Source organism: Saccharopolyspora endophytica (assembly GCF_018070075.1).
GTDB lineage: Bacteria > Actinomycetota > Actinomycetes > Mycobacteriales > Pseudonocardiaceae > Saccharopolyspora > Saccharopolyspora endophytica.
The window spans coordinates 117129-140735 of the sequence record NZ_JAGPXE010000014.1 but is presented as its reverse complement, the minus strand read 5'-3'; the positions used below and the strand labels follow the sequence as shown (position 1 = coordinate 140735).

Sequence of the window (23607 nt, the reverse complement as noted above, 5' to 3'; positions counted from 1 at the left end):
CCCACCCCGGGGAGGTGACGTGGTGTGCCGTGCGTGTCAGTGCTCGGAGACGGGGTGACGGGTGAAATCTCTTGGGATGATGAGGTCTTCGAGGGTGAGTTCGTCGATCGAGGGGCGAGCGAGGGCCAGCAGCGAGGAGTCGATGCCGGACCGGAGGATGTCGAAGACGTTGCGGACTCCGGCTTGGCCCTCCGCCGCGAGGCCCCACAGGTAGGCGCGGCCGATGAGGACGGCCCGGGCGCCCAGCGCGAGCGCCTTGACAACATCGCTGCCGCGCCGGATCCCACCGTCCAGCAGGACTTCCACGTCCTCGCCGACGGCGTCGGCGATCGCCGGGAGGAGCCGGATGGTGCCCGGCGTGGAATCCAGGTTGTTGCCGCCGTGGTTGGACACCGAGATCGCCGTGGCACCGATGTCGCGGGCGCGTCGGGCGTCGTCGGGGTGCGTGATGCCCTTGATCATGAACGGCCCGCCCCAGCGCTCCCGCAACCAGGCGATGTCCTCCCAGGTCGGAGGCGGGGTGAACATCCACTCGCCGTAGGCGCCGAAGAACGTCGGCGCCGGCTCGCCGCGCGGCACCATGTTCGGCGTGGTCAGGTCCGGCAGCCCGTGCCGCAGGAACCCGCGCAGCCACCGGGGCCGCAGCAGTCCCTGCGGGGCGAAGCTCAGCTTCGTGCGCAGGTCCAGCTTCTCCGGGATCGGCGGGCTCCCCCAGTCGCGCCCGGTGGCGAAGCACCAGTCGAGCGTGACGATGAGGCCCTTCGCGCCGGCCGCCCGGGCGCGCTCGGCGCGGGCCAGCACCTTCTCCCGGTCGCCCACCCAGTAGACCTGGAACAGCGTCTTCGGGTTGGCCGCGGCCACGTCCTCGACGGTACGGCTGGCGAACGAGGACAAGCCGATCGCCGTGCCCACCTCGGCCGCCGCCCGCGCGACCGCGACCTCGCCCTCCGGGTGCACGGCCTGCACGCCTGTCGGTGACACCAGGACCGGCAGCGACAGATCCTGCCCCATCACGGTCGTGGACATGTCCCGCTCGGCCGGCAGGTCCGCCACGCGCGGCGCGAAGCCGAGCTCGCCGAAGGCCCTGATGTTGTCGTTGAGCGTGGCGCCGCGCTCGCTGCCCGCCACCAGCGCCAGGTACACCGACCTGGGCAGTCGTCTGCGGGCGCGCCGGTGCGCCTCCGCCACTGTTTCGAACCACTCCGCCATGCCGCACCACGCTAGGCCCAGACGCCACCGCGAGCACCGTGCGACCGGGCTCACCCCCACCCGTCCGATCGAACAGGTCGGGCGGGGGTACCTGTCCGATCGGACGGGTACCGCCCTCCCCGTTCGTCCGGAACCGGGTTCTCGGACGAGGGGTCTTGGTTCGCACCCGTTCTCCCCGCGTGATCTGGGGCACTAGCTTCCGGGACGTGGCCGGGTTCGACGCCGACGTCCCCCGGAACCGGCCGGGCTCCCCCCTTCGCCCGGCCGGAGAGCAACGTGCAACGACGCGCGTGGAAAGGACAGCGACATGCAGGTCGACGAACTGCTCAAGCCGTTCCCGATCAAGGAGTTCCACCCGTTCCCCCGCGCCCTGCTGGGTCCCGGTTCGCACGAGATGATCGGCCCGGAAGCGCTGAAGCTGGGCTTCAAGAAGACGCTGGTGATGACCTCCGGCCTGCGCGGGACCGACATCGTGCACAAGATCGTCGAGTCGATGCGCTACCACGGTCTGGAGGTGGTGGTCTACGACCAGGTCGAGTCCAATCCCAAGGACTACAACGTGATGGACTCCGTCGCGATGTACCAGGAGAACCACTGCGACTCGTTCGTGTCGATCGGTGGCGGCTCCTCGCACGACGCCTGCAAGGGCGCGCGCATCTCGGTGGCCCACGACGGCCGCAACGTCAACGAGTTCGAGGGCTTCAACAAGTCCGAGAACCCGAAGAACCCGCCGCACATCGCGGTTTCCACCACGGCGGGCACGGGTTCGGAGACGTCCTGGGCCTACGTCATCACCGACACCACCACCGATCCCGGCAACCCGCACAAGTACGTCGCCTTCGACGACAACTCGGTGACCACGCTGGCCGTCGACGACCCGGTGCTCTACTACGACTGCCCGGTCGACTACACCGCGCAGTGCGGTTTCGACGTGCTCGCGCACGCCTCCGAGCCGTACGTGTCGCGGCTGAACTTCCAGCCGTCGCTGGGAAACGCGCTGCACGCCATCAAGCTGACCGCCGAGAACCTGCGCCAGGCCGTGTGGAACGGCCAGGACCTGCCCGGCCGCGAGGGCATGATGTACGCGCAGTACATCGCCGCGCAGGCGTTCAACTCAGGCGGTCTGGGCATCATCCACTCGATCTCGCACGCCGTGAGCGCCTTCTACGACACCCACCACGGGCTCAACAACGCCGTCGCGCTGCCGCGCGTGTGGGCGTTCAACATGCCGGTGGCCTACAAGCGCTTCGCCGACATCGCCGAGGCGATGGGCATCGACACCCACGGCATGACCGACCCGCAGGCGGCCGATGCCGCGCTCAACGCCGCGATCCGGCTGCTGCGCGACGTGGGCATCCCGGAGCGGTTCGTCGACGTCAACGCCGACAGCTACTCGAAGAACCGGCTGGGCCAGGGCCCGACGAGGTTCTACGAGCAGGCCAAGGAGATCAAGGGCGACTCCGGCGACGTCGACCGCATCACCCATCACGTCCTCGGCGACGCCTGCACCCCGGGCAACGCCAAGGAGTGCACCTTCGACACCGTGCGCCCGGTGGTCGAGCACTGCATGACCGGGGATCTGGACGACCTGCTGACCTGATCCCTCCCCCGGACCGGCCGTGGTGTCGCGCCCTCCGACCGCGCGGCACCACGGCCTTCCCACCACCGCACCGCTCGAACTCCGGAGGTATCGCAGTGCTCGACGACATCGCGGATCAGCCCGGCGACAAGCCCTTCGAGTCGGTGGAGGAGGTGATCAACCGGTTCGGCGAGCACGGCTACATCGCCGACCGCAGGCTGGCCACCACCGTCTACCTCCAGTCCAGGTTGGACAAGCCGCTGCTGCTGGAAGGCCCTGCGGGCGTGGGCAAGACCGAGCTCGCCAAGACGCTGGCCGAGGCCACCGGCCGGAAGCTGCTGCGGTTGCAGTGCTACGAGGGCCAGGACGAGAGCAAGGCGCTCTACGAGTGGGACTACGGCAAGCAGCTGCTCTACACGCAGATGCTGCGGGACAAGATCGGCGAGATCATCGCCGACGCACCGGACCTGTCCACCGCGATCGACCGGATCGGCGAGCAGGACAGCCTATTCTTCTCCGACCGGTTCCTGGCCGCGCGGCCGCTGCTGGAGGCCATCCGCGGTGATGAGCCGGCGGTACTGCTGGTCGACGAGGTGGACCGGGCGGACGAGGCCCTGGAAGCGGTGCTGCTGGAATGCCTGGCGGAGTTCCAGGTGTCGGTTCCCGAGGTCGGCACCTACACCGCGACGACGCCGCCGTACGTGGTGCTGACCTCCAACAACACGCGCGACCTGTCGGCGGCGCTGAAACGCCGCTGCCTGCACCTGTTCCTGGACTACCCGGATCACGACCGCGAGCTGGAGATCGTCCGCTCCAAGAACACCGGACTGCCCGAGAACCTGGCCGAGCAGCTGGTTTCGGTGGTGCGGCAGCTGCGCGCGCTGAAGCTGCGCAAGGCCCCGTCGATCTCCGAGACCATCGACTGGGCTCGCACCCTGGCCGTCCTCGGCGCCGACGAACTCGGCTCGGACGTGCTCGCGGAGACGGTGAACGTGGTCGTGAAGTACGAGCGCGACCTGCACCAGGCGCTCGACGTCATCGGGCACATGGCCGACCCGAACCGCGACATCCCGCACCAGCTGCCGGCCCACGGGCACGGGCATGGGCACGGACACGGGCATGACCACGACCACGACGAGGTCGACGGCCGGGAGGTGCGCGCGGCCAAGGACGCACCCGGGCGGCACGACGACTCCTACTACGGTGCACCGGGTTCCAACGATTCCGGCCGGCGGTCGACGGGCGGTCAGGGACATCGCTCGTTCTCGTCGGCGACCCGGCGCAAGTCGTGAGGAGCGGGCCGTGGAATCAGCTCTGCACCGGTTCGTCCGCCTGCTGCGCCTGTTCGGCCTTCGCATCTCGGTGTCCGAGGCCACCGACGCGATGCGCTGCGCCGCCCAGCCCGGGATGCTCGACGACCGCGACGCGCTGCGCGACGCCCTGAAGGTCGCGATGATCAAGGACCGGCGCGACGAGGAGATCTTCGACGAGGTCTTCGACACGTTCTTCGCGTTGCGGCCGGTCGTTCCCGGCGACCACGAGCACGAGCACACCCACGAGCACGACGACCTCTCCGACACCGGCGAGCTCCAGTCGTTCACGGTCTCCGAGGAGCCGGGCGACACGCCGCAGGAGGGCCACACCCACGCCAAACCCGCCGATATCCGGGACTACTTCGACCCCGAGGACCTGGCCCAGCAGTACAACCTGCACCAGGAGAGCAACAAGATCGACCTGGCGTCGATGACCGACGAGGTGGTGTTCTCCAGCGACAACAGCAGCGCGGGCGGCAGCTCGGTGCCGTCGGTGCAGCTGGAGACCGAGCACCTGCACAACGCGGGCACGCCCGGGTCGCTGGCCGAGCACACCGGTCACCGCATCGACACCCGGCTGAGCATCGCCGAGGAGCAGACGCTGCTGGACTGGCTCGCCGACGACGAGGAACCCGACTCGACGCCGCGCGGGCAGCTCACCGGGGTGCTGGAGAACCTGCCCGAACTGCTCAAGCAGCACCTGGCCAAGCTCGCCGAGATGGAGCGCACGGCCAAGGAGTCGCGTGAGGTCACCACCGGCCGGCTCGACCGCGTCGACGAGGGCGAGCGGCAGCAGCTGGAGGAATCCCTGCGCCGGATCGTGCACAGCCTGCGCGGCGCGCCGACCAGCAAGCGCCGCAACACCCCGCGCGGCAGGGTGCACCCGGCTCGCACGATGCGGCGCAACATGCGCTACGACGGCGTCCCGTTCCGGCCGGTCACGGTGACCCGGGCGGAGGACAAGCCGCGGTTGATCGTGCTGGCCGACGTGTCGCTGTCGGTGCGTTCCACCGCGCGCTTCACGCTGCACCTGGTGCACGGGTTGCAATCGCTGTTCACGCAGGTCCGCACGTTCGCGTTCGTCGACGACCCGGTGGAGATCTCGGAGCTGTTCACCGACCACCCGTTGGAGCGCGCGCTGGGGCTGGTCTTCGACGGTCTGCCGCAGGGCGGGGTTCTCGACGTGGACGGGAACTCCGACTACGGCGCCACTTTCGCGACGTTCCTCGACGAGTTCGGCAACAGCCTCAACCGGCGGACCACGGTGCTGATCCTCGGTGACGGGCGCGGCAACGGCAACGACCCGAACGTCGACGCGCTGACCGAGATCGCGCGCCGGTCGCGGGAAACCATCTGGCTCACACCGGAACCGCGCTACTCGTGGCGGTTGGGGCGCTGCGACCTGCCGGACTACGCCGACCACTGCGACCGGGTGCAGGTGGTGCGCGACCTGTCGGGTCTGGCGAAGGCCGCCGAGTCCATCGCGACGGAGGTGACCGGGCGGTGAGCGCCGGGGAGCGCTCGGCGCTGCACCACATCGATCCGCTCGCCCCGCACGGCCACGACCCGCTGGTCACCGTCTCCCGTCACGACTCGCCGTGCGACGCGCGCGGGCAGGTGACCCGCACGGGCCATTTCTGCCTGCACCGGCGCGATCACCGGATGGAGATCAGCCACTGGTTGCAGCCCGATCAGCTGGACAACAACCTCGCGGGCGTCCTCGCCGACGAGCTGTTCGCGCCCGGCTGGCTCAGCGGGGTGGAGGTCTTCGAGCGGGTGTTCACCGAGGTGGTGCAGTCGGTGATCGACGATCCGCTGCGGGCGTGGACGACGTTCTACGACAACACCCTCGCGCGCGTACGGGAGTGCTGGTCGACTCCGGCGGGTTGCGCGCCGCACTCCTCCATCGCCGACTTCGCCCCGCTGTACCAGCGGGTCCTGCGGCTCGTCCCGCCCGGGCGGGTGCTGGACCTGGGCTCGTGCTTCGGGTTCCTGCCGCTGCTGTTCGACGAGCGGGGCGAGCACTCGGTCATCGCCTCCGACCTGGCACCGGGCAGCATGCGCCTGCTGGAGACGGTCGCAGCGACCCGAGGGCATCGGATGCACACGCTGGTCTGCGATGCCACCCAGGTCCCGCTGCCCGACGGCACAGTGGACACGGTGACGGCCATGCACCTGCTCGAACACCTGGAACCCGGCCGAGGGGATGCGGTGATCGCCGAAGCCCTCCGCCTCGCCCGCCACCGGGTGGTCATCGCCGTCCCCTACGAGGACGAGCCCACCGCGGCCTTCGGCCACGTCCGAACCTTCACCCGGGCTGATCTCCACCACCTCGGCGCCGGCACGGGACACCCCTACGAAGTGACCGACCACCACGGAGGCTGGCTCGAAATCCGCACGGACGCCTGACCCCCATTCGAATTTCGCGCGAAATTCGAGCCCCACGAACGCTCCTCGAATTTCGCGCGAATTTCGAATCCCACCCCGCGGTCGGGCGTGTCTGCGCTGGTCAGGTGGGGGTTCTTGTGGATTCGGGGTTGGGGGGATTCGTCAGATGAGGTGGAGCTTGCTGGCTTCGTAGACGGCTTCGGCACGGCTGGTGGCGGTGAGCTTGCGCATGATGTTGCGGACGTGGAACTTGACCGTGGTCTCGGAGATGAACAGCTTCGCCCCGATGTCGCGGTTGCTGAGCCCGTGGGCGAGTTCGCGCAGCACGATGAGCTCGCGCTCGGTCAGTCGCGGATCGCTGGACGGCGAGTGCATCGATTCGACCATGGCCGCGGCCGAGCGGGAGTCGAAGGAGCTCTCCCGCCGGGCCACCGCGCGGATGGAGCGGACGAGCTCGGTGGTGTCGACGTCCTTGACGACGTAGCCCCGCGCACCGCGGTGGATGGCCTCGACGACCAGCCCGCCGTCGAGGAAGGTCGTCAGCACCAGCACCCCGAGTCCCGGGTGCAGCTCGGTGAGCTGCCCGCACAGGTGCAGTCCCTCGGTGTTGTCGCCGGTGGAGAGCTTGAGGTCCAGCAGCACGACATGCGGGCGGGCGGCGGCGACCACGTCGACGGCCTCGGCGGCGGTGGCGGCCTCGCCGACCACGTGCAGGTCCTGTTCGCGTTCGAGCACCGAGCGCAGGCCGTGCCGGACGATCGCGTGGTCGTCGACGAGCACGATCCGCACCTGCCCGCGCGGGGTGCGCTGGTCGGGAACCGGCGGGGTCACGACATCACCTCCCGGGTCGAGGACAGCGGCACCCGCAGCTGCAACGCCACGCCGCCCATCCGCGAGCGGCGGATGCCCAGCGTCCCGCCGAGCTCCTGCGCGCGGGCGGCCATGTTGGCCAGGCCGCGGTGCCGGCCCGCCAGATCGGTCGCCGAGGACAGCTTCAGCGAGCGCCGCAGCTGCGCGGGATCGCCCGTGCCGTCGTCGGAGATCGTCAGCCGCAGCTGCTGCTGCTGGTAGACGAGCTGCACGACGGCGCGCGTGGCTCCGGCGTGCGAGACGACGTTGAACAGCGCCTCGCCGGTGAGCCGCAGGATCGAGCTCTCGTCCTCCGGTCGCAGCGGAGCGGGGCTGCCCGCCACCCGCACCTCCACCTTCAGCTCGCTGGACAGGTGCACGGTGGACAGCTGCTTGAGCAGGACCGGCAGCGAGCCCGGGGGTTCTTCGGCGCCGTGGTGCAGCGCGTAGATCGCCGCGCGCAGGCGTTCCACGGCCTGCTGGGTGAGCCCCTTGGCAGGGGCGAGCTTCTCGGCGATCTCCTGGGCTTGCGGGCCCATCTCGGCGAGTTCGGAACGGCACACCTCGACGGTCATGCCGGCGCTGAGGACGTACTGGGTGACGGTGTCGTGCAGCTCGCGGGCGATGCGGTGGCGCTCGTCGTCGAGGGCCTGGCGCTGCATCGCCTCCACCAGGCGCCGCTGGGTCTCCTGCAGTTCGGCGTTGCGGGCGGCGAGATCCCTGGCCTGCTGGGCCGCGGCCTCGGAGAGTTGCTCGGTGCGCCCGCGCAGCTGGGCGGCGGCGTGGAACAGGAACGAGTTGTGCACGGCGACGGCGGCCTGGTTCGCCAGCACCCGCATGATCGCCAGGTCGGTGTCGGCGACCTGCACGTCGCCCGGCCAGCCGACGATGCCGCCGACGGGCTCGTCGTCCAGGGTCATCGGCGCCCGCACCCAGCCGGGGCCGCCGGGTGCGAGTTCGATCTCCCACGGCCGGGTCCGGATCACGTCGAGCTGCTCGCGCGCTTCCGGCGGCAGGCGGTCCTCGTCGTCGACGAGCTCGCCGTGGTGCAGCAGCAGGAACCGGGGCCGGGCCGCGCGCAGGGCTCCGTCGGCGATGCCCAGCAGCAGCCGGTCGGCCTGCAGGTGCTCGGCGGCGGCGCGGACCACGGCCTCGACCAGCGTGCGGGGGCCTTCGACGGTGCGCACCAGCGCGCGGGAGATGCGGTCGAGCGCCTGCACGGCGCATTCGAGGCGTTCGGCGGAGCGCACGTACTCCGGGTAGAACGAGCGCTTGCCGGAGCGCAGCCCGGTCAGGACGCCGAGGTCGTCGCCGAAGTCGCCGCCCGTGGTCCCTGCATCACCGCTCACAGCGCCGCCCGGAACAGTCCCGCGATGTCGGTCGCCCTCGCTTCGCGCGGATTCGTCGTCAGGCAGGCGTCCTTGAGCGTGTTGCGGGTCAGCACCGGCACGTCCACATCGGACACACCGAGCGAGCGCAGCGTCTGCGGGACGCCGACGACGTCGGCCAGCTCCCGCACCCTGTCGGCGAGGGTGAAGGCCACTTCGACCGGGGGAACTCCCGCCGTGTCGATCCCGATCGCCGCGGCCAGCGGCACGTAGCGCGAGGGGTCGGTCTCGGCGTTGAAGCGGATCACGTGCGGCAGCAGCACCCCGTTGATGACCCCGTGCGGGGCGTCGAGCAGCCCGCCGACCTGGTGGCTCATGGCGTGGGTGGCGCCGAGGATGGCGTTGGTGAAGGCCATCCCGGCTTCCAGGGCTCCCTGCGCCATGGCCACGCGCGGCTCGGCCTCGGTGGGGCGGAACAGGGTGCGGGCGAGGTTGCCGGTGATGAGCTTCGCGGCGTGCAGCGAGTGCTGCTCGGTGAGGGTGTTGTGCGCGCGGGAGACGTAGGACTCGATGGCGTGGGTGAGCGCGTCCAGGCCGGTGGCGGCGTTGAGCCAGTCCGGCATGCTGGTCAGCAGCCGCGGGTCGATCACCGAGATCTCGGGGACGAGCGCGCGGCTGAGGATGGTGATCTTGGTGGCGTTCGCGGTGTCGGTGATGATCGCGAACTGCGAGACGTCGGCGCCGGTCCCCGACGTCGACGGTGCCATGACCAGCGGCGGGATCGGGTTCACCACCTGGTCCACGCCTTCGTAGTCCAGGATCCGGCCGCCGTTGCCGGACAGGATCGCCACGCCCTTGGCCGCGTCGATCACCGAACCGCCGCCGACGCCGATGATCACGTCGGCCCCGGACTCGGCGTAGCGCTGGTGGGCGGCCTCGACCTCGTGGTCCTTGGGGTTGGGCGTGACGGCGTCCCACACGACCGCCTTCAACCCGACCGCGTCGAGGTGCCCGGCGGCTTCGGCGGCCCACCGGGCTTCGGTGAGCCCGCCATCGGTGACCAGGAACGGGCGGCGCGCGCCCAGCCGCCGCGCGCAGTGCCCGAGCTCGGCCAGCGCGCCGGGACCGAACACGACCTCCGGGACGTGGAACTTCGCCAGCCCGGGCGAGTCGCCGCTCAGCGGCGCGATCTGGGGTCCGGCCAGCTCGGCGACCTCGGGTTCGGTCGAGCTGGGCACCCGGCTTCGCACTGTCATCAGGCATCCTCCAGGCACCGGAGCGGGGGTGTGCGCGGCGCGGACCTCGACGACCACCGATCGGGCCGACGGGCCGAACCCCGACCCATCCTAGTCCGAAACGTGACCTGAACCACACCGCGAACCGCGGTCGGCCCGGATTTCCGCTGACCGTGGCGGGAGCGGGTGCGAGCGGGACCCACCCGGGTGGGGCGGGCCCCGTCATCGCCCCCCTTCGAACGACGCCGCCGATCAGGCGAGGCCGAACGCCTCCAGCTCGTCGTCGGTGAGCAGCCGGGAGCGGATCAGGAACCGGACCCCCTCGGGGGCCTCCAGCGAGAACCCGCTGCCCCGGCCGCGCACGACGCCGATGGTCAGGTGCGTGTGCTTCCAGTACTCGTGCTGCGCCGCCGACATCCACACCGGGATCGCTTCCCCGTCCACCTCCAGGTCTCCGAGGTGCACGTCCGAACCGCCGGTGCGGAACTCCCCCGCCGGGTAGCACATCGGGGCGCTGCCGTCGCAGCACCCGCCGGACTGGTGGAACATCAGCGGACCGTGGTCGGCCCGGAGGCGGCGCAGCAACTGCGCCGCCTCCGGTGTCACGGCGACCCTGGCGGGCTCCATCAGAAGAAGCCCAGCTTGTCCGGCGAGTAGCTGACCAGCAGGTTCTTGGTCTGCTGGTAGTGCTCCAGCATCATCTTGTGGTTCTCGCGGCCGATGCCCGACTGCTTGTAGCCGCCAAAGGCCGCGTGCGCCGGGTAGGCGTGGTAGTTGTTCACCCACACCCGGCCGGCCTGGATCTCCCGACCCGCGCGGTAGGCGGTGTTGGTGTCGCGCGACCACACCCCGGCACCCAGGCCGTAGAGGGTGTCGTTGGCGGTCTTGATCGCGTCGGCGTAGTCGTCGAAGCGGGCGACCGAGACGACGGGCCCGAAGATCTCCTCCTGGAAGATCCGCATCTTGTTGTGGCCCTCGAACACCGTCGGCTGCACGTAGTAGCCGCCGGAGAGCTCACCGCCGAGGTCGGCCCGCTCACCACCGGTGAGGACCTTGGCGCCCTCCTGCTTGCCGATGTCGAAGTACGACAGGATCTTCTCCAGCTGGTCGTTGCTGGCCTGCGCGCCGATCATGGTCTCGGTGTCCAGCGGGTTGCCCTGCTTGACCGCCTTGGTGCGCTCCACGGCCTCGCCGAGGAACTTCTCGTAGATGCCGCTCTGGATCAGCGCCCGCGACGGGCAGGTGCACACCTCGCCCTGGTTGAGCGCGAACATCGTGAACCCTTCGAGCGCCTTGTCGTAGAAGGCGTCGTTGGCCGCGGCCACGTCGTCGAAGAAGATGTTCGGGCTCTTGCCGCCCAGCTCCAGGGTCACCGGGATGATGTTCTCGCTGGCGTACTGCATGATCAGCCGCCCGGTGGTGGTCTCACCGGTGAAGGCGATCTTGCCGATCCGGTTGCTGGAGGCCAGCGGCTTGCCCGCCTCCACGCCGAAGCCGTTGACCACGTTGAGCACGCCCGCGGGCAGCAGGTCGCCGATGATGTCGACCAGCACGTGGATCGAGGCCGGGGTCTGCTCGGCCGGCTTGAGCACCACGGCGTTGCCCGCGGCCAGCGCGGGAGCCAGCTTCCAGACGGCCATCAGGATCGGGAAGTTCCACGGGATGATCTGGCCGACCACGCCCAGCGGTTCGTGGAAGTGGTAGGCCACCGTGTCGTCGTCGACCTCGCCGAGGCTGCCCTCCTGCGCGCGGATCGCTCCGGCGAAGTAGCGGAAGTGGTCGATGGCCAGCGGGATGTCGGCGGCCAGGGTCTCGCGGACCGGCTTGCCGTTCTCCCAGCTCTCGGCGACGGCCAGCCGCTCCAGGTTCGCCTCCATGCGGTCGGCGATCCGGTTGAGCACGGTGGCCCGCTCGGCGACCGAGGTGCGACCCCAGGCCGGGGCCGCGCCGTGCGCGGCGTCCAGCGCGCGCTCGACGTCGTCGGCGGTGCCCCGAGCGATCTCGGTGAAGTCCGCACCGGTCACCGGCGTCGGGTTCGCGAAGTACCCGCCCTTGGCCGGGGCCACGTACTCACCGCCGATGTAGTGGTCGTAGCGGGATTCGTAGGCCACGACGCTGCCCTGCGTACCCGGCGCTGCGTACTTGGTCATGCGTTGCCTCCTGCACGAGAACTTCCGTTGTCGCGCGGAATCGTGTCGCGCCTCACGTTGCAACGAGGTTGCAACGACCGGGTGCCTGACCGAACGGACGGTTTTGGTCCTGGTGGCGGGTGGCGCTCTTGTCCCCGGCGTCGGCGCGTGGTCATCATGACCACTCACGCGTCGACGCCGACGTCGGGACTGGAGGCAGGGTGCGCACCGAGGAGGATCCCACCACCGCGACGATGCTGGCCGACCCGCTGGAGTACGCATCGCTGCTGGGGCGCGTGTGGGACGCGGTGCTGCGCGGCGACCGCGCGCCCCGCTCACCGCGGACGCTGGTCTCGGAGTCCTGGCAGCGTTCGCTGGCCGCCGAGATCGACCCCGACTCCTGCGAGGCACCGGTGGTCTGCGAGCGCGACGAGGTCCGCGACATGCGCACCGAACATCCCCTAGCCGCAGCGATTCCCGTGCTGCGGCAGACCGTGCTCGACGTCGCCGACGAGGCGATGCACGTGATGATCGTGACCGACCGGGACGGGCTGATCCTCTGGCGCGAGGGCAACTCCGAGGTCCAGCACCGCGCCGACCGGGTGCGGCTGAGCGAGGGAACCCGGTGGGCCGAGGAGGCCATCGGCACCAACGCGATGGGAACCACCCTGGCGGTGGGAAAACCGGTGCAGATCTACTCCGCCGAGCACCTGGTGCGCACCTACCACGACTGGACCTGCGCGGCGAGCCCCATCCACGACCCCGACACCGGTGACGTGCTGGGATCGGTGGACATCAGCGGGCCGCTGCGCACCGTGCACCCGGCGATGGTGTCGCTGGTCAGCGCCGCCGCGCAGCTGGCCGAGAGCCACCTGCGCGCGCGGATGGCCGCGCGCGACGAGCAGCTCCGGGCCCGCAACATGCCGCACCTGCGAGCGCTGCGGGGCGAGGCGGGCGCGCTGCTGACCCGCACCGGGCGGGTGCTGGCGGTGGAACCGGGCGCGTCGTTGCTGCCCGAGCGCGTCGACGTCACCGACGGCCGGGTCACGCTCGCCGACGGCCGCGAAGCGGTGCTGGAGCGGCTCGCCGAGGGATACCTGCTGCGGCTGCCCGGTTCGTCGGCGGCGCGAACCCGTCCGCGTCCCGTGCTGTCGTTGTCGTTCCTGAACTCCGCAGGCCCGCGCGCGGTGCTCGACGGGCGCGAGGTCCCGCTGTCGTTGCGGCACGCGGAGATCCTGACGCTGCTGGCGATGCGTCCGGCCGGCCTGACCGCCGACCGGCTGGCGTTCCAGCTCTACGGCGAGCGCGGCAACCCGGTGACCGCTCGCGCGGAGATCCACCGGCTGCGCACGCACCTGGGCGAGCACGTCATCGCCACCAAGCCCTACCGCTTGCAGGCGGCGGTCGACGCGGACTTCCTCACCGTGCGCCGCGCGCTGCACGACGGCGACATCCGCACCGCCTCGGAGACCTACCGGGGACCGCTGCTGGAGGCCAGCGAGGCGCCCGCGATCCGCGACGAGCGGGAGGAGCTGTTCGCCTCGCTGCGCAACGCCGTCCTCGACCGCGGGGACGTGGCGGCGCTGTGGGCGCTGTTCCGCGACCACCCGACCGACGACCTGGAGATCCTGGGCCAGCTCGCGCACCGACTCCCCCACCACGACTCCCGCCGACCACTGGTCACCGCCCGAATGCAGCAGGTCCTCGCCGGCGAGCCCTGATCAGGCCCGCAGACCACCGAGCATGACCTCCACGACCCGCTGGACCGACTCCACGCCTCCTGGGGCCGGCAGGTGCGAGGACAGCGCGCCTTCGACCATCTCGCAGATCAGGGCCAGGTCGTCCGGGCCGACGTCGCTGCGGATGACACCGGCCTCCTGCGCCTCGCGCAGCCCCGGGGCCAGGATCGCGACCAGCTGACCGGCGTACCGGCGCTGATCGGCGGGCGGGAGCTCGCGGAACAGCCGCACCAGCGGGCGCCGCGAGATCTGCTCCTCGAACAGCTCCTCCAGCACCTCGATGAAGTCGCACTCGGCGACGAGCTCGCGCAGGAGGTGCAGCTTGCTCTCGGCCACCGCGATCCCGAGCGCGTAGCGGTCGGAGAAGTGCCGGTAGACGGTGGCGCGGCCCAGTCCGGAGCGGCGGGCGATCTCCGACAGCGGCACCAGGTCGACGTCCTCGGCGAAGGCCTCATCGGCGGTGCGCAGGATGGCCTCGCGGTTGCGGCGCGCGTCGGTACGGCGAGAGCTCAGCACCGCTCACCTCCGACAGACCGCACGGGGACCTAACTTACTAGCCAGTAGTGAGATCGTCGACCAGTTCAATGTCTCGTTTCGGCTCCATAAGCTCCCGGCTCAGTCGACGACGACGCCTGCCGTGGAGGTACCGCATGCCCGAACTCAGCCGCCGCACCCTGCTCGCCGGAACCGCCGCGGCGACAGGCCTGTCCCTGCTGGGCCCGTACGCGAACGCCGCCGGCCGCGTGCCCCTCACCCGCGAGGAGCACCGGGTGGTCGTCATCGGATCCGGGTTCGGCGGTGGCGTGACGGCGCTGCGGTTCGCCCAGGCCGGGGTCCCGGTGCTCGTGCTGGAACGGGGCAAGCGCTGGCCGACCGGCCCGAACGCCGACACCTTCCCCACTCTGGCCGCACCGGACAAGCGGTTCTTCTGGCTGGGTTCGGGACCGTCGCTGTTCGGGATCTCCCCGCCGCCGTTCGAGCGCTACACCGGTCTGCTGGAGCGCGTGACCGGCAACGGCATGGACATCATGTGCGCGGCCGGGGTCGGCGGCGGATCCCTGCTCTACCAGGGCATGACGCTGCAGCCGACCGAAGAGGTCTTCAACGCCAACATGCCCGAGCGGCTCGACTACGCCCGGATGGACCGCGTCCACTACCGGCGGGTCGCCGAGATGCTGGGGATCGCCACCGCCCCGGACGAGCTGATCAACAGCGAGACCTACGCCGCCTCGCGGATCTTCGCCCGCAACGTCGAGCGGGCCGGCTTCTCGGTGGAGAAGATCCCGATGCCGATCGACTGGGACTACGCGCTGCGCGAGCTCCGCGGCGAGATGAAACCCTCCTACACCAACGGTGATTGCGCGTTCGGCGTCAACAACGGCGGCAAGCACTCCGTCGACGTCACCTACATCGCCCAGGCCGAGGCCACCGGCAAGGTCACCGTCGCCGAGCAGCACAACGTCACCGACGTCGCCAAGACCCGCGACGGCCGCTGGCAGGTCCACGTCGACCGCATCGCCACCGACGGCACCGTGCTGGAGCAGAAGATCATCACCACCGGTGCGCTGGTGATGGCGGCGGGCACGGCCGGCACCACCCGGTTGCTGATGCGCGCCGCCGCCAAGGACCAGATCCCGGACATGCCCGACGGTCTCGGCTCCAACTGGGGTTCCAACGGCGACCGCATCTACACCTGGACCAACTTCACCGACGACTTCGGCGCGCCGCAGGGCGGCCCCGTGGTCTACGGCAGCAAGGAGTGGGACGACCCGACGCTGGCCAACACGGTCATCCAGGCGTCGCTGCCGCCGATGCCGGACCTGCGCACCACGATGCTGGTCGGCTACGGCGTCAGCTCCGGACGAGGCCGCTTCGTCTACGACTCGGCCAAGGACGACGCCGTGCTGGACTGGCCGTCGCAGGCGGATTCGGTGCTGGCCGAGCGCATCGACGAGCGCGTCGCCGCGGTCGCGGGCAACGGCTCGGTCCGGCTCGACACCACCTCGCTGGTGCCCAACACCTGGCACCCGCTGGGCGGCGCGTCGATGAACGTGGTCTGCGACCTCGCCGGCCGGGTGCACGGCCACCGCGGGCTCTACGTCCTCGACGGCGCCCTCATGCCGGGCAACACCGCAGCCTGCAACCCCTCGATGACCATCGCGGCCGTGGCCGAACGCGCCACCGACGAACTCCTCACCCAAGACGCCGGCGTCGTCTTCTAGCGATCTCGCCCCGCGCCACCGAGGTGGCGCGGGGCGAGCTCTCACCTCGGGGCGTGCGAGGCGTCGAGGAACTCCTCCCGGTGGATCTTGCGAGGAGCCATCCGCCGTCGCTTGAGCGCCTTGACCCCCGCCTCGACCATCCCCGGCGGACCGCACAGGTAGGCGCTGAGTCCCCGGCAGGACCGGAAGTCCGCCAGCACCACGTCGGTCACGAGCCCGGTCGCACCCTCCCAGTCCTCTTCGGACAGACACGGCCGGTACCCGAAGTTCGGGTGCTCGCGCGCCAGGTCCTCGAAGAACTCGACGTCGTAGAGGTCCTGCCTGCTCCGGCCGCCGTGGTAGAGGTGCAGTTCCGGGGCTAGGTCGTGCGCGAGCGCGTGCCGCACGATCGACTTCAGCGGCGCCAGCCCGGTGCCCCCGGCGATGAGGATCGCCGGTTCCTCCTGCGCCACGGGCATTCCGAAGTCCCCGAGCGGCCCCTTGAGCTCGACGCGCTCCCCCACCGCCAGGCCTGCGAACATCCAGCCGTCGGTGGCGATCCCGCCGGGAGTGCGCCGGACGTGGAACTCCAGGCGCGAGGTCTCCGACGGCGGGTTGGCCATCGAGTACTGCCGCGCCACCTCGGTTCCCGGCACGCGGATCTCGGCGTACTGCCCGGGGTTGAAGGCCATCGGTTCGTCGAGCTCGACGACCAGCCGCCGGACGTCCCGGGCGATGTCGTCGAGCACCACCGCGGTCCCGGTGTGGTCGCGCAGCGGGTGGCGCGGCACCCCGTCGTCGGGGTCGACCTGCTCGACGGGCTCCAGCACCAGCCCGGACATCGGTGTGGCCTGGCAACCCAGGGCGATCCCGGACTCCCGTTCGGCCGGGGTGAGCGTGTACTCCGAGGATTCGCGGTGGTCGACCTCGCCGGAGAGCACCTTCACCTTGCAGCTGCCGCAGGTCCCCTGCGTGCAGGAGTGCGGCAACCAGATGTCATCGCGCAGGCAGGACTCCAGGATCGACTGCCCCGCAGGGCATGTCGTCGACCGGCCCAGCGGATCGATGCGGACCTCGTGGGCCATCTCGGGCGCGGCCATCACACCTCCCACACGGCGTGCAGCTCGATCGGGCCGCGGAAGCCCCAGCCCCAGAAGTCCACCTCGTGATCGGTGTCGGGCTCCAGGTTCGGGATGGCCTCGAACAGCTCCTCCAGCGCGATGCGCACGACCTCGGTCGCGAAGTACGTTCCCGCGCAGGCGTGCTTGCCCGCGCCGAAGGCCAGGTTCGGCACCGGCGTGCGGTCCAGGTCGAACACCGCGGGCGAGGCGTAGTCGTTCTCGTCGTGGTTGGCCGAACCGTAGGACATCATCACCACCGAACCGGAGGGCAGCTCGATGCCGTCGATGGTCATGTCCCGGTGGTTGCGCCGCGCCACCGCCGACCAGATCGGCGAGGTCCAGCGCACGCCCTCGGTGATCGCCCTGCGCACCAGCGACGGATCGTCGATGACGCGTTCCAGCTGGCCGGGGCGGGTGAACAGGCCCGCGATGGTGGAGGCCATGGCGTGCCCCGGTTCCTGCATCGCACCGAGCAGGAACACGAAGAGGTTCGGGTAGATGATCTCGCGGTCGCGGACCTGGCCGGGTGGCATGCCGTCGTGCAGCCAGTGCGACAGCGCGCTGTCGTCGGGCTCGACGGTCCAGGCGTCCAGCAGCGGGTCCACCACCGCGCGGATCTCGGCCTTGGCCTCGTCACCGGGCGTGAAGCCGTCCGGGTTGGCCCAGTCGCCGTTCTCGTCGACACCGGCGTTGGTGAACGACACGCTGAGCTTGCGGAACCACTCGCGCAGCTTGTCCGAGCTCACCGACCGCAGGCCCATCAGGTCGCCGAGGCTGCGCACGCTGACCGGCTCGCAGAACTGCGACACCAGGTCCGCCTCGCCGTCGTTCTCGAACGCCTCCAGGTAGCGGCGGGCGATCGGCCGGGCCAGGCCGTCGACGTAGCGGTCCACCTCGCTGGGCTGCAGCCCCGGGTCGACCATGGCGCGCAGGTCGTCGTGCTCGGCGCCGTTGGCGTCCAGCACCGCCGGGTCGCCGAAGGTGCGCCGGCCGGCCGGGGCGATGACGCCCTCGAAGTCGCTGTCGTCGGTGCCCGCGATCCGCTTGCACATCTCCTTGGTGGAAGCCACCCAGCAGCCCAGCGCCGGGACGTAGGCCAGCGGAGCTTCGGCGCGAAGCCGCTCGTAGAACGGGTACGGGTCGCGCTCCAGCTGCTCCATCGTCACGTCCGCGATCCAGCTCGGCGTGGTCATCGTCATCGCAATTCCTCCTGCGCGCTCGCAGTTCGGGAGATCGGTTCCTTCCGCAGCGGGTCCGGGATCGCCGTCCGGGCGGTGTCAGCAGGAAAAACACCACGGATCGGCGGGAGCGGTCGAGCCGCTGGGCGCGGTGCCGGGACGGATTGCGCGACGAAATCGGGATTCACCCGCTCCGAGCGCTTAACCATCGCGTTCCCGGGCGGTTTAATCCCTGGCAAGCCGGCTCAAGGACGAGGGGGCGAGAGGGTGACCGGAACGTCGGAGGAGGCCGTCCACCGGGCGGCGACGCGCGACTGGAGCGAGGCGATCCGCGCCGTCACCGGCGCCTACTTCCCGCACGAGCTGCGCCCGCTGTCGACCACCGACCGGCTCGACCTGGCGATGCACACCGTGGACCTGGGCCCGGTGACCGTCGGCCGGATCGGTTGGGGCGTGGACGTGGCGATCGAGTGCGCCTATCCCGACGCCTACGAGGTCAACATGCCGCTGGCCGGTCGCCTGGAGTCCCGGCACGGCCGCGACCAGGTGATTTCCGGCGAGGGCACCGGGACGATCTTCCCGCCCAACCGCGCCACCCCGATCACCCGCTGGTCGTCGGAGTGCACCGTCGTCGGGGTCAAGTTCGACCGCGCCTGCCTGGAACGCGAGGCCGACCGAGTGCTGGCCTCTCCGCTGCGCGGCGGACTGGACCTGCCCGCGCAGATCGACCGGCGCAGCGCGGCCACCCGCGGCTGGCTGCACTTCGTCCGCAACCTCACGGCGGATCTGGGCGAGACCAACGCGATGCTGTGCGACGACGTCCTCAAGCGGCAGCTGTCGAGCACGATCATGACGGGATTCCTCCTGGCCATGCACCCCGACCGGCGCAGCTGTGCACCCGCCCGGCCGCGCATCGTCAACCGCGTCCTGGACCGGCTGCGCGAGGACCCCGCGCACGCGTGGACGGCCGCCGAGATGGCCGAGATCGCCGGTGTCAGCGTCCGCCGCCTGCAGGAGGGGTTCCAGGAGTACGTGGGCGCGACGCCGTCGGCGTGCCTGCGCGACATCCGGCTCGCCCGAGCCCACGAGGACCTGATGGCGGCGAGCACGTCCACGGTCGCCGAGGTGGCGGCGCGCTGGAACTTCACCAACACCGGGCGCTTCGCCGCCGCCTACCGCGACAAGTACGGCTGCACCCCGTCCACCACGCTGCAGGGCTAGCCCCTTCGAATTTCGCGCGAAATTCGAGCGCCAGGTATCGCACTCCAATTTCGCGCGAAATTGGAATTCTCGCCCTCCTGGGTGAGAGCTCGGCGGGGGGCGTACGCGCGTCGCGCGGGGGATCTGAGCGTCAGACCCGACTGCTCGCCGGTTGACTGTCGACATCGGGCTATCATTCGGGCGTGGTGGACGAGGGTTTGCGCAGTTTGGATCGCTTGACTCTGCGGGAGCGCGCGCTGGTGGCGCTGCGCGAGGCGATTCTGACCGGGCGGTACGGGCCGGGTGATCACCTCGGCGAGGTCGAGATCGCCTCGCAGCTGTCGATCAGCCGCGGCACGGTCCGCGAGGCGCTGCGCCATCTCCAGCAGGAAGGCCTGGTCACGCCCGGGGTGCGCGGCATGCTGCGGGTGCGCAGCCTGTCGGCGAACGAGATCGACGAGCTGTTCCGGGTCCGCTGCGCGCTGGAGGGTCAGGCGGTCGCCGAGATCGTCGAGTCCGACCGGCTGGCGCAGGTGGTCGGCGAGCTGCACTCGGCGCTGGACAAGCTCGAAGCGGCCACCGGCGACCTCAGCGAGCAGCTGGAAGCCGACCTCGCCTTCCACGCCCAGCTGTGCGAGCTGTCGGGCAACTCGATCCTGCTCGACACCTGGCGGCACCTGGAGGGCCCGATCCGGGTGGTCGTGATGAGCGCGTCCACCGAGAACCGGCGCTTCCCGATGTCCGCCGACCACCACCGGCCGATAGTCGAGGCCGTTGAACGCGGCGACGCCGACACCGCCGTGCGCGTGCTCCGCGAGCACATGCAGGCCGCCGTCACGCTGCTCAACAGCAAGGGCTGAGCCCGAGCGCGGGACGGACGATCCGTCCTTGACAGGCCCCCGACCGGACTTATGATGACTGTCAACATTGAATGTTGACACTCAACATTCAGCCACCCGGTCAAGGAGGATCGCGATGGCAAGCTCCCCATCCCGGGCGTCGGTGCACGGCAGCCCGGAGAAGTTCAGAGTCGCCGTCGGCTGCGGGGTCGGCGCGACCATCGAGACCTACGACTTCATCGGATTCGGAACGGCCGCCGCCCTCTACTTCGGCGACGCGTTCTTCCCCGGCTCCGACCCGCTGTCGGCCTCGCTGATGTCCTTCGCGACCCTCGGCGTCGGCTTCGCCGCGCGCCCGCTGGGCGGCATCATCGCAGGTCACCTGGGCGACCGGATCGGCCGCAAGCCGGTGCTGGTGTCCTCGCTGCTGCTGATGGGCATCGCCACCGTGCTCATCGGCTGCCTGCCCACCTACCAGCAGGTCGGCATCTGGGCGCCGGTGCTGCTGGTGGCCGTCCGCATCGTGCAGGGCCTCGCCTTCGGCGCGGAGTGGGGCGGCGCCATCCTGATGACCTTCGAGCACGCGCCCTGGCGCAAACGAGGTCTCTACACCGGCATCACCCAGGCCGGGTTCCCCGTCGGCCTGCTGCTGGCGAACCTGGCGTTCCTGCTCAGCGCGGGACTCGGCGGCACGCTGACGTGGCGGGTGCCGTTCCTGCTCTCGGCGGTGCTGATCGTCGTGGGCATCCTGATCCGCCTCAAGATCGACGAGTCGCCGGAGTTCGAGGAGCTCAAGGACTCCGGCGAGGTCGCGCGCAACCCGATCCTGGAGGTGCTGCGCGACGACTGGCGCAACGTGCTGCGCACGTTCTGCCTGCGCGTGGTCGAGACCGCGGGCTACGCGGTGTCGGTGACGTTCATGCTGTCCTACTTGGAGCTCGACACCTCGCCCACCTCGGGGTCTTTGAGCCTGCTGGCGCTGACCACCGCCGCGGGGATCGGCATCGTGGCCACCACGCTGTGGGGGCACTTCTCGGACGTCTTCGGCAGGCGCCCGATCTACCTGCTGGGATGCGTGGCCGCCGTGGCGTGGGGCGTGCCGATGTTCTTGATGGCCAACACCGGCTCCGCGGTGCTGATCGTGATCGCCTTCGTGATCAGCTACGCGATCTGCCAGAACTCGCTGGCAGGCGTCCAGGGCGCCTGGTTCTCGGAGCTGTTCGAGACCAAGACCCGCACCGCCGGGGCATCGCTGGCCTACCAGATCTCCGCGGTCGTCTCGGGTTTCACGCCGATGATCGCCACCGCCCTGTACGCGCAGGCCGGCTGGCTCGGACCGGCGCTGCTGTTCAGCGGTTACGGCGTGCTGGGCCTGGTCGCGGCGGTGCTCACCCGCGAGACGTGGGGCCCTGTCCAGAAGGCGGAGGTCGCGGCCGTCGAGCGCGCCGCCACCGGCAAGGAGGAAGCAGTTGTCTGATCGAACGCGCAGGATCGCGGAGTCGGCGCGCCGCATCCGCAAGAACGCCCTGGACATGGGCGAACTCCAGGGCCAGGGCTACATCGCCCAGGCGCTCGGGGTCGCCGACGTGCTGGCGGTGATGTACTCCGACCAGCTGCGGTTCCAGCCCGACGATCCGGAGTGGGAGGACCGCGACCGGTTCCTGCTGTCCATCGGCCACTACGCGATCGCGCTGTACGCGGCGCTGGCCGAGGCCGGGGTGATCGACACCGACGAGCTGCAGACCTACGCCGCCGACGACTCGCGGCTGCCGATGTCGGCCATGGCCAGCTACACGCCCGGCGTGGAGATCTCCGGTGGCTCGCTCGGGCACGGGCTCGGCGTGGCCGTCGGGATGTCGATCGGCTTGCGCCACAAGGGGAATCCGGCTCGGGTCTACAACCTGCTCTCGGACGGCGAGCTGGACGAGGGTTCCACCTGGGAGGCGGCGCTGGCCGCCTCGCACCACGGGTTGGACAACCTGATCGTCCTCGTCGACGTCAACGCGCTGCAGGCCGACGGCCCGACGGTCGACGTGCTGCGCACCGAGCCGATCCAGGCCAAGTGGGAGTCCTTCGGCTGGAACGCCGTCCGCGTCGACGGCAACGACATCGACGCCCTGGTCGCAGCGCTGGACGAGCTGCGCGAGCACCGGGGTTCGCCGTCGGTGCTGATCTGCGACACCCGGGTCGGCCGAGGCGTCCCGTTCTTGGAAACCAGGGAGAAGGCGCACTTCATGCGGGTCGAACCGCACGAGTGGCAACTGGCACGCGACCACCTGCAGGAGGCCGGCGCATGACGACCGCGACCAAGAAGGCCACCACGTCGGCGATGATCGCCTCGTTCGCCGACGAGGGCCAGAAGACCACCAAGGCCCCGTTCGGGCACGCGCTCGCCGGACTCGCCGAGCAGCGCCAGGACGTCGTGGGGCTCTCAGCGGATCTCGCCAAGTACACCGACATGCACGTCTTCCGCGACGCCCACCCGGAGCGGTTCTTCCAGATGGGCATGGCCGAGCAGTCGCTGCTGGCGGCGGCCGCGGGAATGGCCGAGGTCGGACTGACTCCCTTCGCCTCGACCTACTCGGTGTTCGCGACCCGGCGCGCCTACGACTTCCTGTGCCTGGACATCGCCGAGCCGGGGCTCAACGTCAACGTCATCGGCGGACTTCCGGGGCTGACCACCGGTTACGGACCGAGCCACCAGGCCACCGAGGACGTCGCGATCCTGCGCGGCGTCCCGGGGCTGACCATCGTGGACCCGTGCGACTCGGTGGACATCGAGCAGGCGGTGCCGCAGCTGGCCGATTCCCCCGGCCCCACCTACCTGCGGCTGCTGCGCGGCGCGGTGCCGACGGTGCTCGACGAGTACGACTACCGCTTCCAGCTGGGAAAGGCCGCTGAGCTGCGCACCGGGCGGGACGTGCTGATGATCTCCAGCGGGCTGATGACGATGCGCGCACTGTCGGCCGCCGCCGAGCTCGCCACTGATCACGTCGACGTGGCCGTGCTGCACGTGCCGACCATCAAACCCCTCGACCGGCAGGCGATCCTGGCCGCCGTCGGACGGGACCGGCTGGTGGTGACGTTGGAGAACCACACGGTCGTCGGGGGTCTGGCCGAGTCCGTGGCGTCCTGCCTGGCCTTCGCCGGGGTGGGCGAGCGCATCGTGCCGATCGGCCTGCCCGACGAGTTCCTGGCCGCGGGCGCGCTGCCCACGCTGCACGACCGCTACGGGCTCTCGGTGCCGCAGATCCGCGAGCGCGTGCTCACCGAGCTCGGCTGACCCACCAAGGAGATCG

20 protein-coding genes are annotated in these 23607 nt (G+C 70.5%); 11 read left to right on the top strand and 9 right to left on the bottom strand.

Going from position 1 to position 23607, the window contains the following annotated elements:
• Window positions 1-36: 36 nt before the first annotated feature.
• Window positions 37-1209, bottom strand: coding sequence for a pre-mycofactocin synthase MftD (gene mftD / locus KBO27_RS27405; protein WP_210972734.1), 1173 nt, complete (start codon window positions 1207-1209; stop codon window positions 37-39).
• A gap of 307 nt (window positions 1210-1516) precedes the next feature.
• Here mftD and mdo point away from each other — a divergent pair, with 307 nt between their 5' ends.
• The 4 genes from mdo to mftM all read left to right on the top strand — a co-directional run bounded on the left by mdo (window position 1517) and on the right by mftM (window position 6510).
• On the top strand, window positions 1517-2809 hold the full coding sequence (gene mdo / locus KBO27_RS27400; protein ID WP_210972733.1) for an NDMA-dependent methanol dehydrogenase: 1293 nt from the start codon (window positions 1517-1519) through the stop codon (window positions 2807-2809).
• A 95-nt stretch (window positions 2810-2904) separates the two neighbouring features.
• The gene (locus KBO27_RS27395) at window positions 2905-4080 is read left to right on the top strand and encodes an AAA family ATPase (RefSeq protein ID WP_307870649.1); all 1176 of its coding nucleotides are present in this window, start codon (window positions 2905-2907) and stop codon (window positions 4078-4080) included.
• A 10-nt stretch (window positions 4081-4090) separates the two neighbouring features.
• Window positions 4091-5608 carry a VWA domain-containing protein gene (locus KBO27_RS27390; RefSeq protein ID WP_210972732.1) on the top strand — a complete coding sequence of 506 codons (1518 nt, stop codon included), beginning with the start codon at window positions 4091-4093 and terminating at the stop codon, window positions 5606-5608.
• Window positions 5605-6510 carry a mycofactocin oligosaccharide methyltransferase MftM gene (gene mftM / locus KBO27_RS27385; protein WP_307870648.1) on the top strand — a complete coding sequence of 302 codons (906 nt, stop codon included), beginning with the start codon at window positions 5605-5607 and terminating at the stop codon, window positions 6508-6510. Before KBO27_RS27390 ends, mftM begins: the two co-directional genes overlap by 4 nt.
• A gap of 141 nt (window positions 6511-6651) precedes the next feature.
• Here the strand turns inward: mftM and KBO27_RS27380 are convergent, their stop codons facing one another.
• The 5 genes from KBO27_RS27380 to adh all read right to left on the bottom strand — a co-directional run bounded on the left by KBO27_RS27380 (window position 6652) and on the right by adh (window position 12051).
• The gene (locus tag KBO27_RS27380) at window positions 6652-7320 is read right to left on the bottom strand and encodes a MadR family response regulator transcription factor (protein ID WP_210972731.1); all 669 of its coding nucleotides are present in this window, start codon (window positions 7318-7320) and stop codon (window positions 6652-6654) included.
• A complete protein-coding gene (locus KBO27_RS27375) occupies window positions 7317-8687 on the bottom strand; it encodes a MadS family sensor histidine kinase (RefSeq protein WP_307870647.1) in 1371 nt (456 codons plus the stop codon). Before KBO27_RS27375 ends, KBO27_RS27380 begins: the two co-directional genes overlap by 4 nt.
• Window positions 8684-9922 (bottom strand): iron-containing alcohol dehydrogenase, encoded by a 1239-nt coding sequence (locus KBO27_RS27370; protein ID WP_210972730.1) that lies wholly within the window; start codon window positions 9920-9922, stop codon window positions 8684-8686. Before KBO27_RS27370 ends, KBO27_RS27375 begins: the two co-directional genes overlap by 4 nt.
• 231 nt (window positions 9923-10153) lie before the next feature.
• On the bottom strand, window positions 10154-10528 hold the full coding sequence (locus KBO27_RS27365; RefSeq protein WP_210972729.1) for a DUF779 domain-containing protein: 375 nt from the start codon (window positions 10526-10528) through the stop codon (window positions 10154-10156).
• Window positions 10528-12051, bottom strand: coding sequence for an aldehyde dehydrogenase (gene adh / locus KBO27_RS27360; protein ID WP_210972728.1), 1524 nt, complete (start codon window positions 12049-12051; stop codon window positions 10528-10530). The genes KBO27_RS27365 and adh overlap by 1 nt, the downstream gene beginning before the upstream one ends.
• Window positions 12052-12251: 200 nt before the next feature.
• Here adh and KBO27_RS27355 point away from each other — a divergent pair, with 200 nt between their 5' ends.
• Window positions 12252-13751: a helix-turn-helix domain-containing protein gene (locus tag KBO27_RS27355; RefSeq protein WP_372448886.1), complete on the top strand. Its 1500-nt coding sequence runs from the start codon at window positions 12252-12254 to the stop codon at window positions 13749-13751.
• Here the strand turns inward: KBO27_RS27355 and KBO27_RS27350 are convergent, their stop codons facing one another.
• Window positions 13752-14285 carry a TetR/AcrR family transcriptional regulator gene (locus KBO27_RS27350; protein WP_307870646.1) on the bottom strand — a complete coding sequence of 178 codons (534 nt, stop codon included), beginning with the start codon at window positions 14283-14285 and terminating at the stop codon, window positions 13752-13754.
• A 134-nt stretch (window positions 14286-14419) separates the two neighbouring features.
• Between KBO27_RS27350 and KBO27_RS27345 the strand changes: the two genes are divergently transcribed.
• Window positions 14420-15991, top strand: coding sequence for a GMC oxidoreductase (locus KBO27_RS27345; RefSeq protein ID WP_210972727.1), 1572 nt, complete (start codon window positions 14420-14422; stop codon window positions 15989-15991).
• Window positions 15992-16032: 41 nt separating this feature from the next.
• On the opposite strand, the gene KBO27_RS27340 is transcribed toward KBO27_RS27345, so the two are convergent.
• Together KBO27_RS27340 and KBO27_RS27335 are read right to left on the bottom strand one after the other, a co-directional pair.
• Window positions 16033-17070, bottom strand: a complete 1038-nt coding sequence (locus tag KBO27_RS27340; protein WP_246538139.1) for an NADH:ubiquinone reductase (Na(+)-transporting) subunit F — start codon at window positions 17068-17070, stop codon at window positions 16033-16035.
• On the bottom strand, window positions 17070-18290 hold the full coding sequence (locus KBO27_RS27335; RefSeq protein ID WP_210972726.1) for a cytochrome P450: 1221 nt from the start codon (window positions 18288-18290) through the stop codon (window positions 17070-17072). The genes KBO27_RS27340 and KBO27_RS27335 overlap by 1 nt, the downstream gene beginning before the upstream one ends.
• Before the next feature lie 246 nt (window positions 18291-18536).
• Here KBO27_RS27335 and KBO27_RS27330 point away from each other — a divergent pair, with 246 nt between their 5' ends.
• The 5 genes from KBO27_RS27330 (at window position 18537) to KBO27_RS27310 (ending at window position 23591) form a co-directional block, all read left to right on the top strand.
• The gene (locus tag KBO27_RS27330) at window positions 18537-19490 is read left to right on the top strand and encodes an AraC family transcriptional regulator (RefSeq protein WP_307870645.1); all 954 of its coding nucleotides are present in this window, start codon (window positions 18537-18539) and stop codon (window positions 19488-19490) included.
• Between the two features lie 215 nt (window positions 19491-19705).
• Window positions 19706-20329: a GntR family transcriptional regulator gene (locus tag KBO27_RS27325; RefSeq protein ID WP_246538138.1), complete on the top strand. Its 624-nt coding sequence runs from the start codon at window positions 19706-19708 to the stop codon at window positions 20327-20329.
• Between the two features lie 115 nt (window positions 20330-20444).
• Window positions 20445-21785: an MFS transporter gene (locus KBO27_RS27320; RefSeq protein WP_210972725.1), complete on the top strand. Its 1341-nt coding sequence runs from the start codon at window positions 20445-20447 to the stop codon at window positions 21783-21785.
• Window positions 21778-22605, top strand: a complete 828-nt coding sequence (locus KBO27_RS27315; RefSeq protein WP_210972724.1) for a transketolase — start codon at window positions 21778-21780, stop codon at window positions 22603-22605. Before KBO27_RS27320 ends, KBO27_RS27315 begins: the two co-directional genes overlap by 8 nt.
• The gene (locus tag KBO27_RS27310) at window positions 22602-23591 is read left to right on the top strand and encodes a transketolase family protein (protein ID WP_210972723.1); all 990 of its coding nucleotides are present in this window, start codon (window positions 22602-22604) and stop codon (window positions 23589-23591) included. Before KBO27_RS27315 ends, KBO27_RS27310 begins: the two co-directional genes overlap by 4 nt.
• Window positions 23592-23607: the final 16 nt, after the last annotated feature.

Bases quoted from the DNA above. Each gene is read 5' to 3' on its own strand.
- KBO27_RS27370 (WP_210972730.1), bottom strand. From the start codon at position 9,922: ATGACAGTGCGAAGCCGGGTGCCCAGCTCGACCGAACCCGAGGTCGCC.
- KBO27_RS27365 (WP_210972729.1), bottom strand. From the start codon at position 10,528: ATGGAGCCCGCCAGGGTCGCCGTGACACCGGAGGCGGCGCAGTTGCTG.
- KBO27_RS27335 (WP_210972726.1), bottom strand. From the start codon at position 18,290: ATGACGATGACCACGCCGAGCTGGATCGCGGACGTGACGATGGAGCAG.
- adh (WP_210972728.1), bottom strand. From the start codon at position 12,051: ATGACCAAGTACGCAGCGCCGGGTACGCAGGGCAGCGTCGTGGCCTAC.
- KBO27_RS27345 (WP_210972727.1), top strand. From the start codon at position 14,420: ATGCCCGAACTCAGCCGCCGCACCCTGCTCGCCGGAACCGCCGCGGCG.
- KBO27_RS27310 (WP_210972723.1), top strand. From the start codon at position 22,602: ATGACGACCGCGACCAAGAAGGCCACCACGTCGGCGATGATCGCCTCG.
- mdo (WP_210972733.1), top strand. From the start codon at position 1,517: ATGCAGGTCGACGAACTGCTCAAGCCGTTCCCGATCAAGGAGTTCCAC.
- mftD (WP_210972734.1), bottom strand. From the start codon at position 1,209: ATGGCGGAGTGGTTCGAAACAGTGGCGGAGGCGCACCGGCGCGCCCGC.
- KBO27_RS27340 (WP_246538139.1), bottom strand. From the start codon at position 17,070: ATGGCCGCGCCCGAGATGGCCCACGAGGTCCGCATCGATCCGCTGGGC.
- KBO27_RS27320 (WP_210972725.1), top strand. From the start codon at position 20,445: ATGGCAAGCTCCCCATCCCGGGCGTCGGTGCACGGCAGCCCGGAGAAG.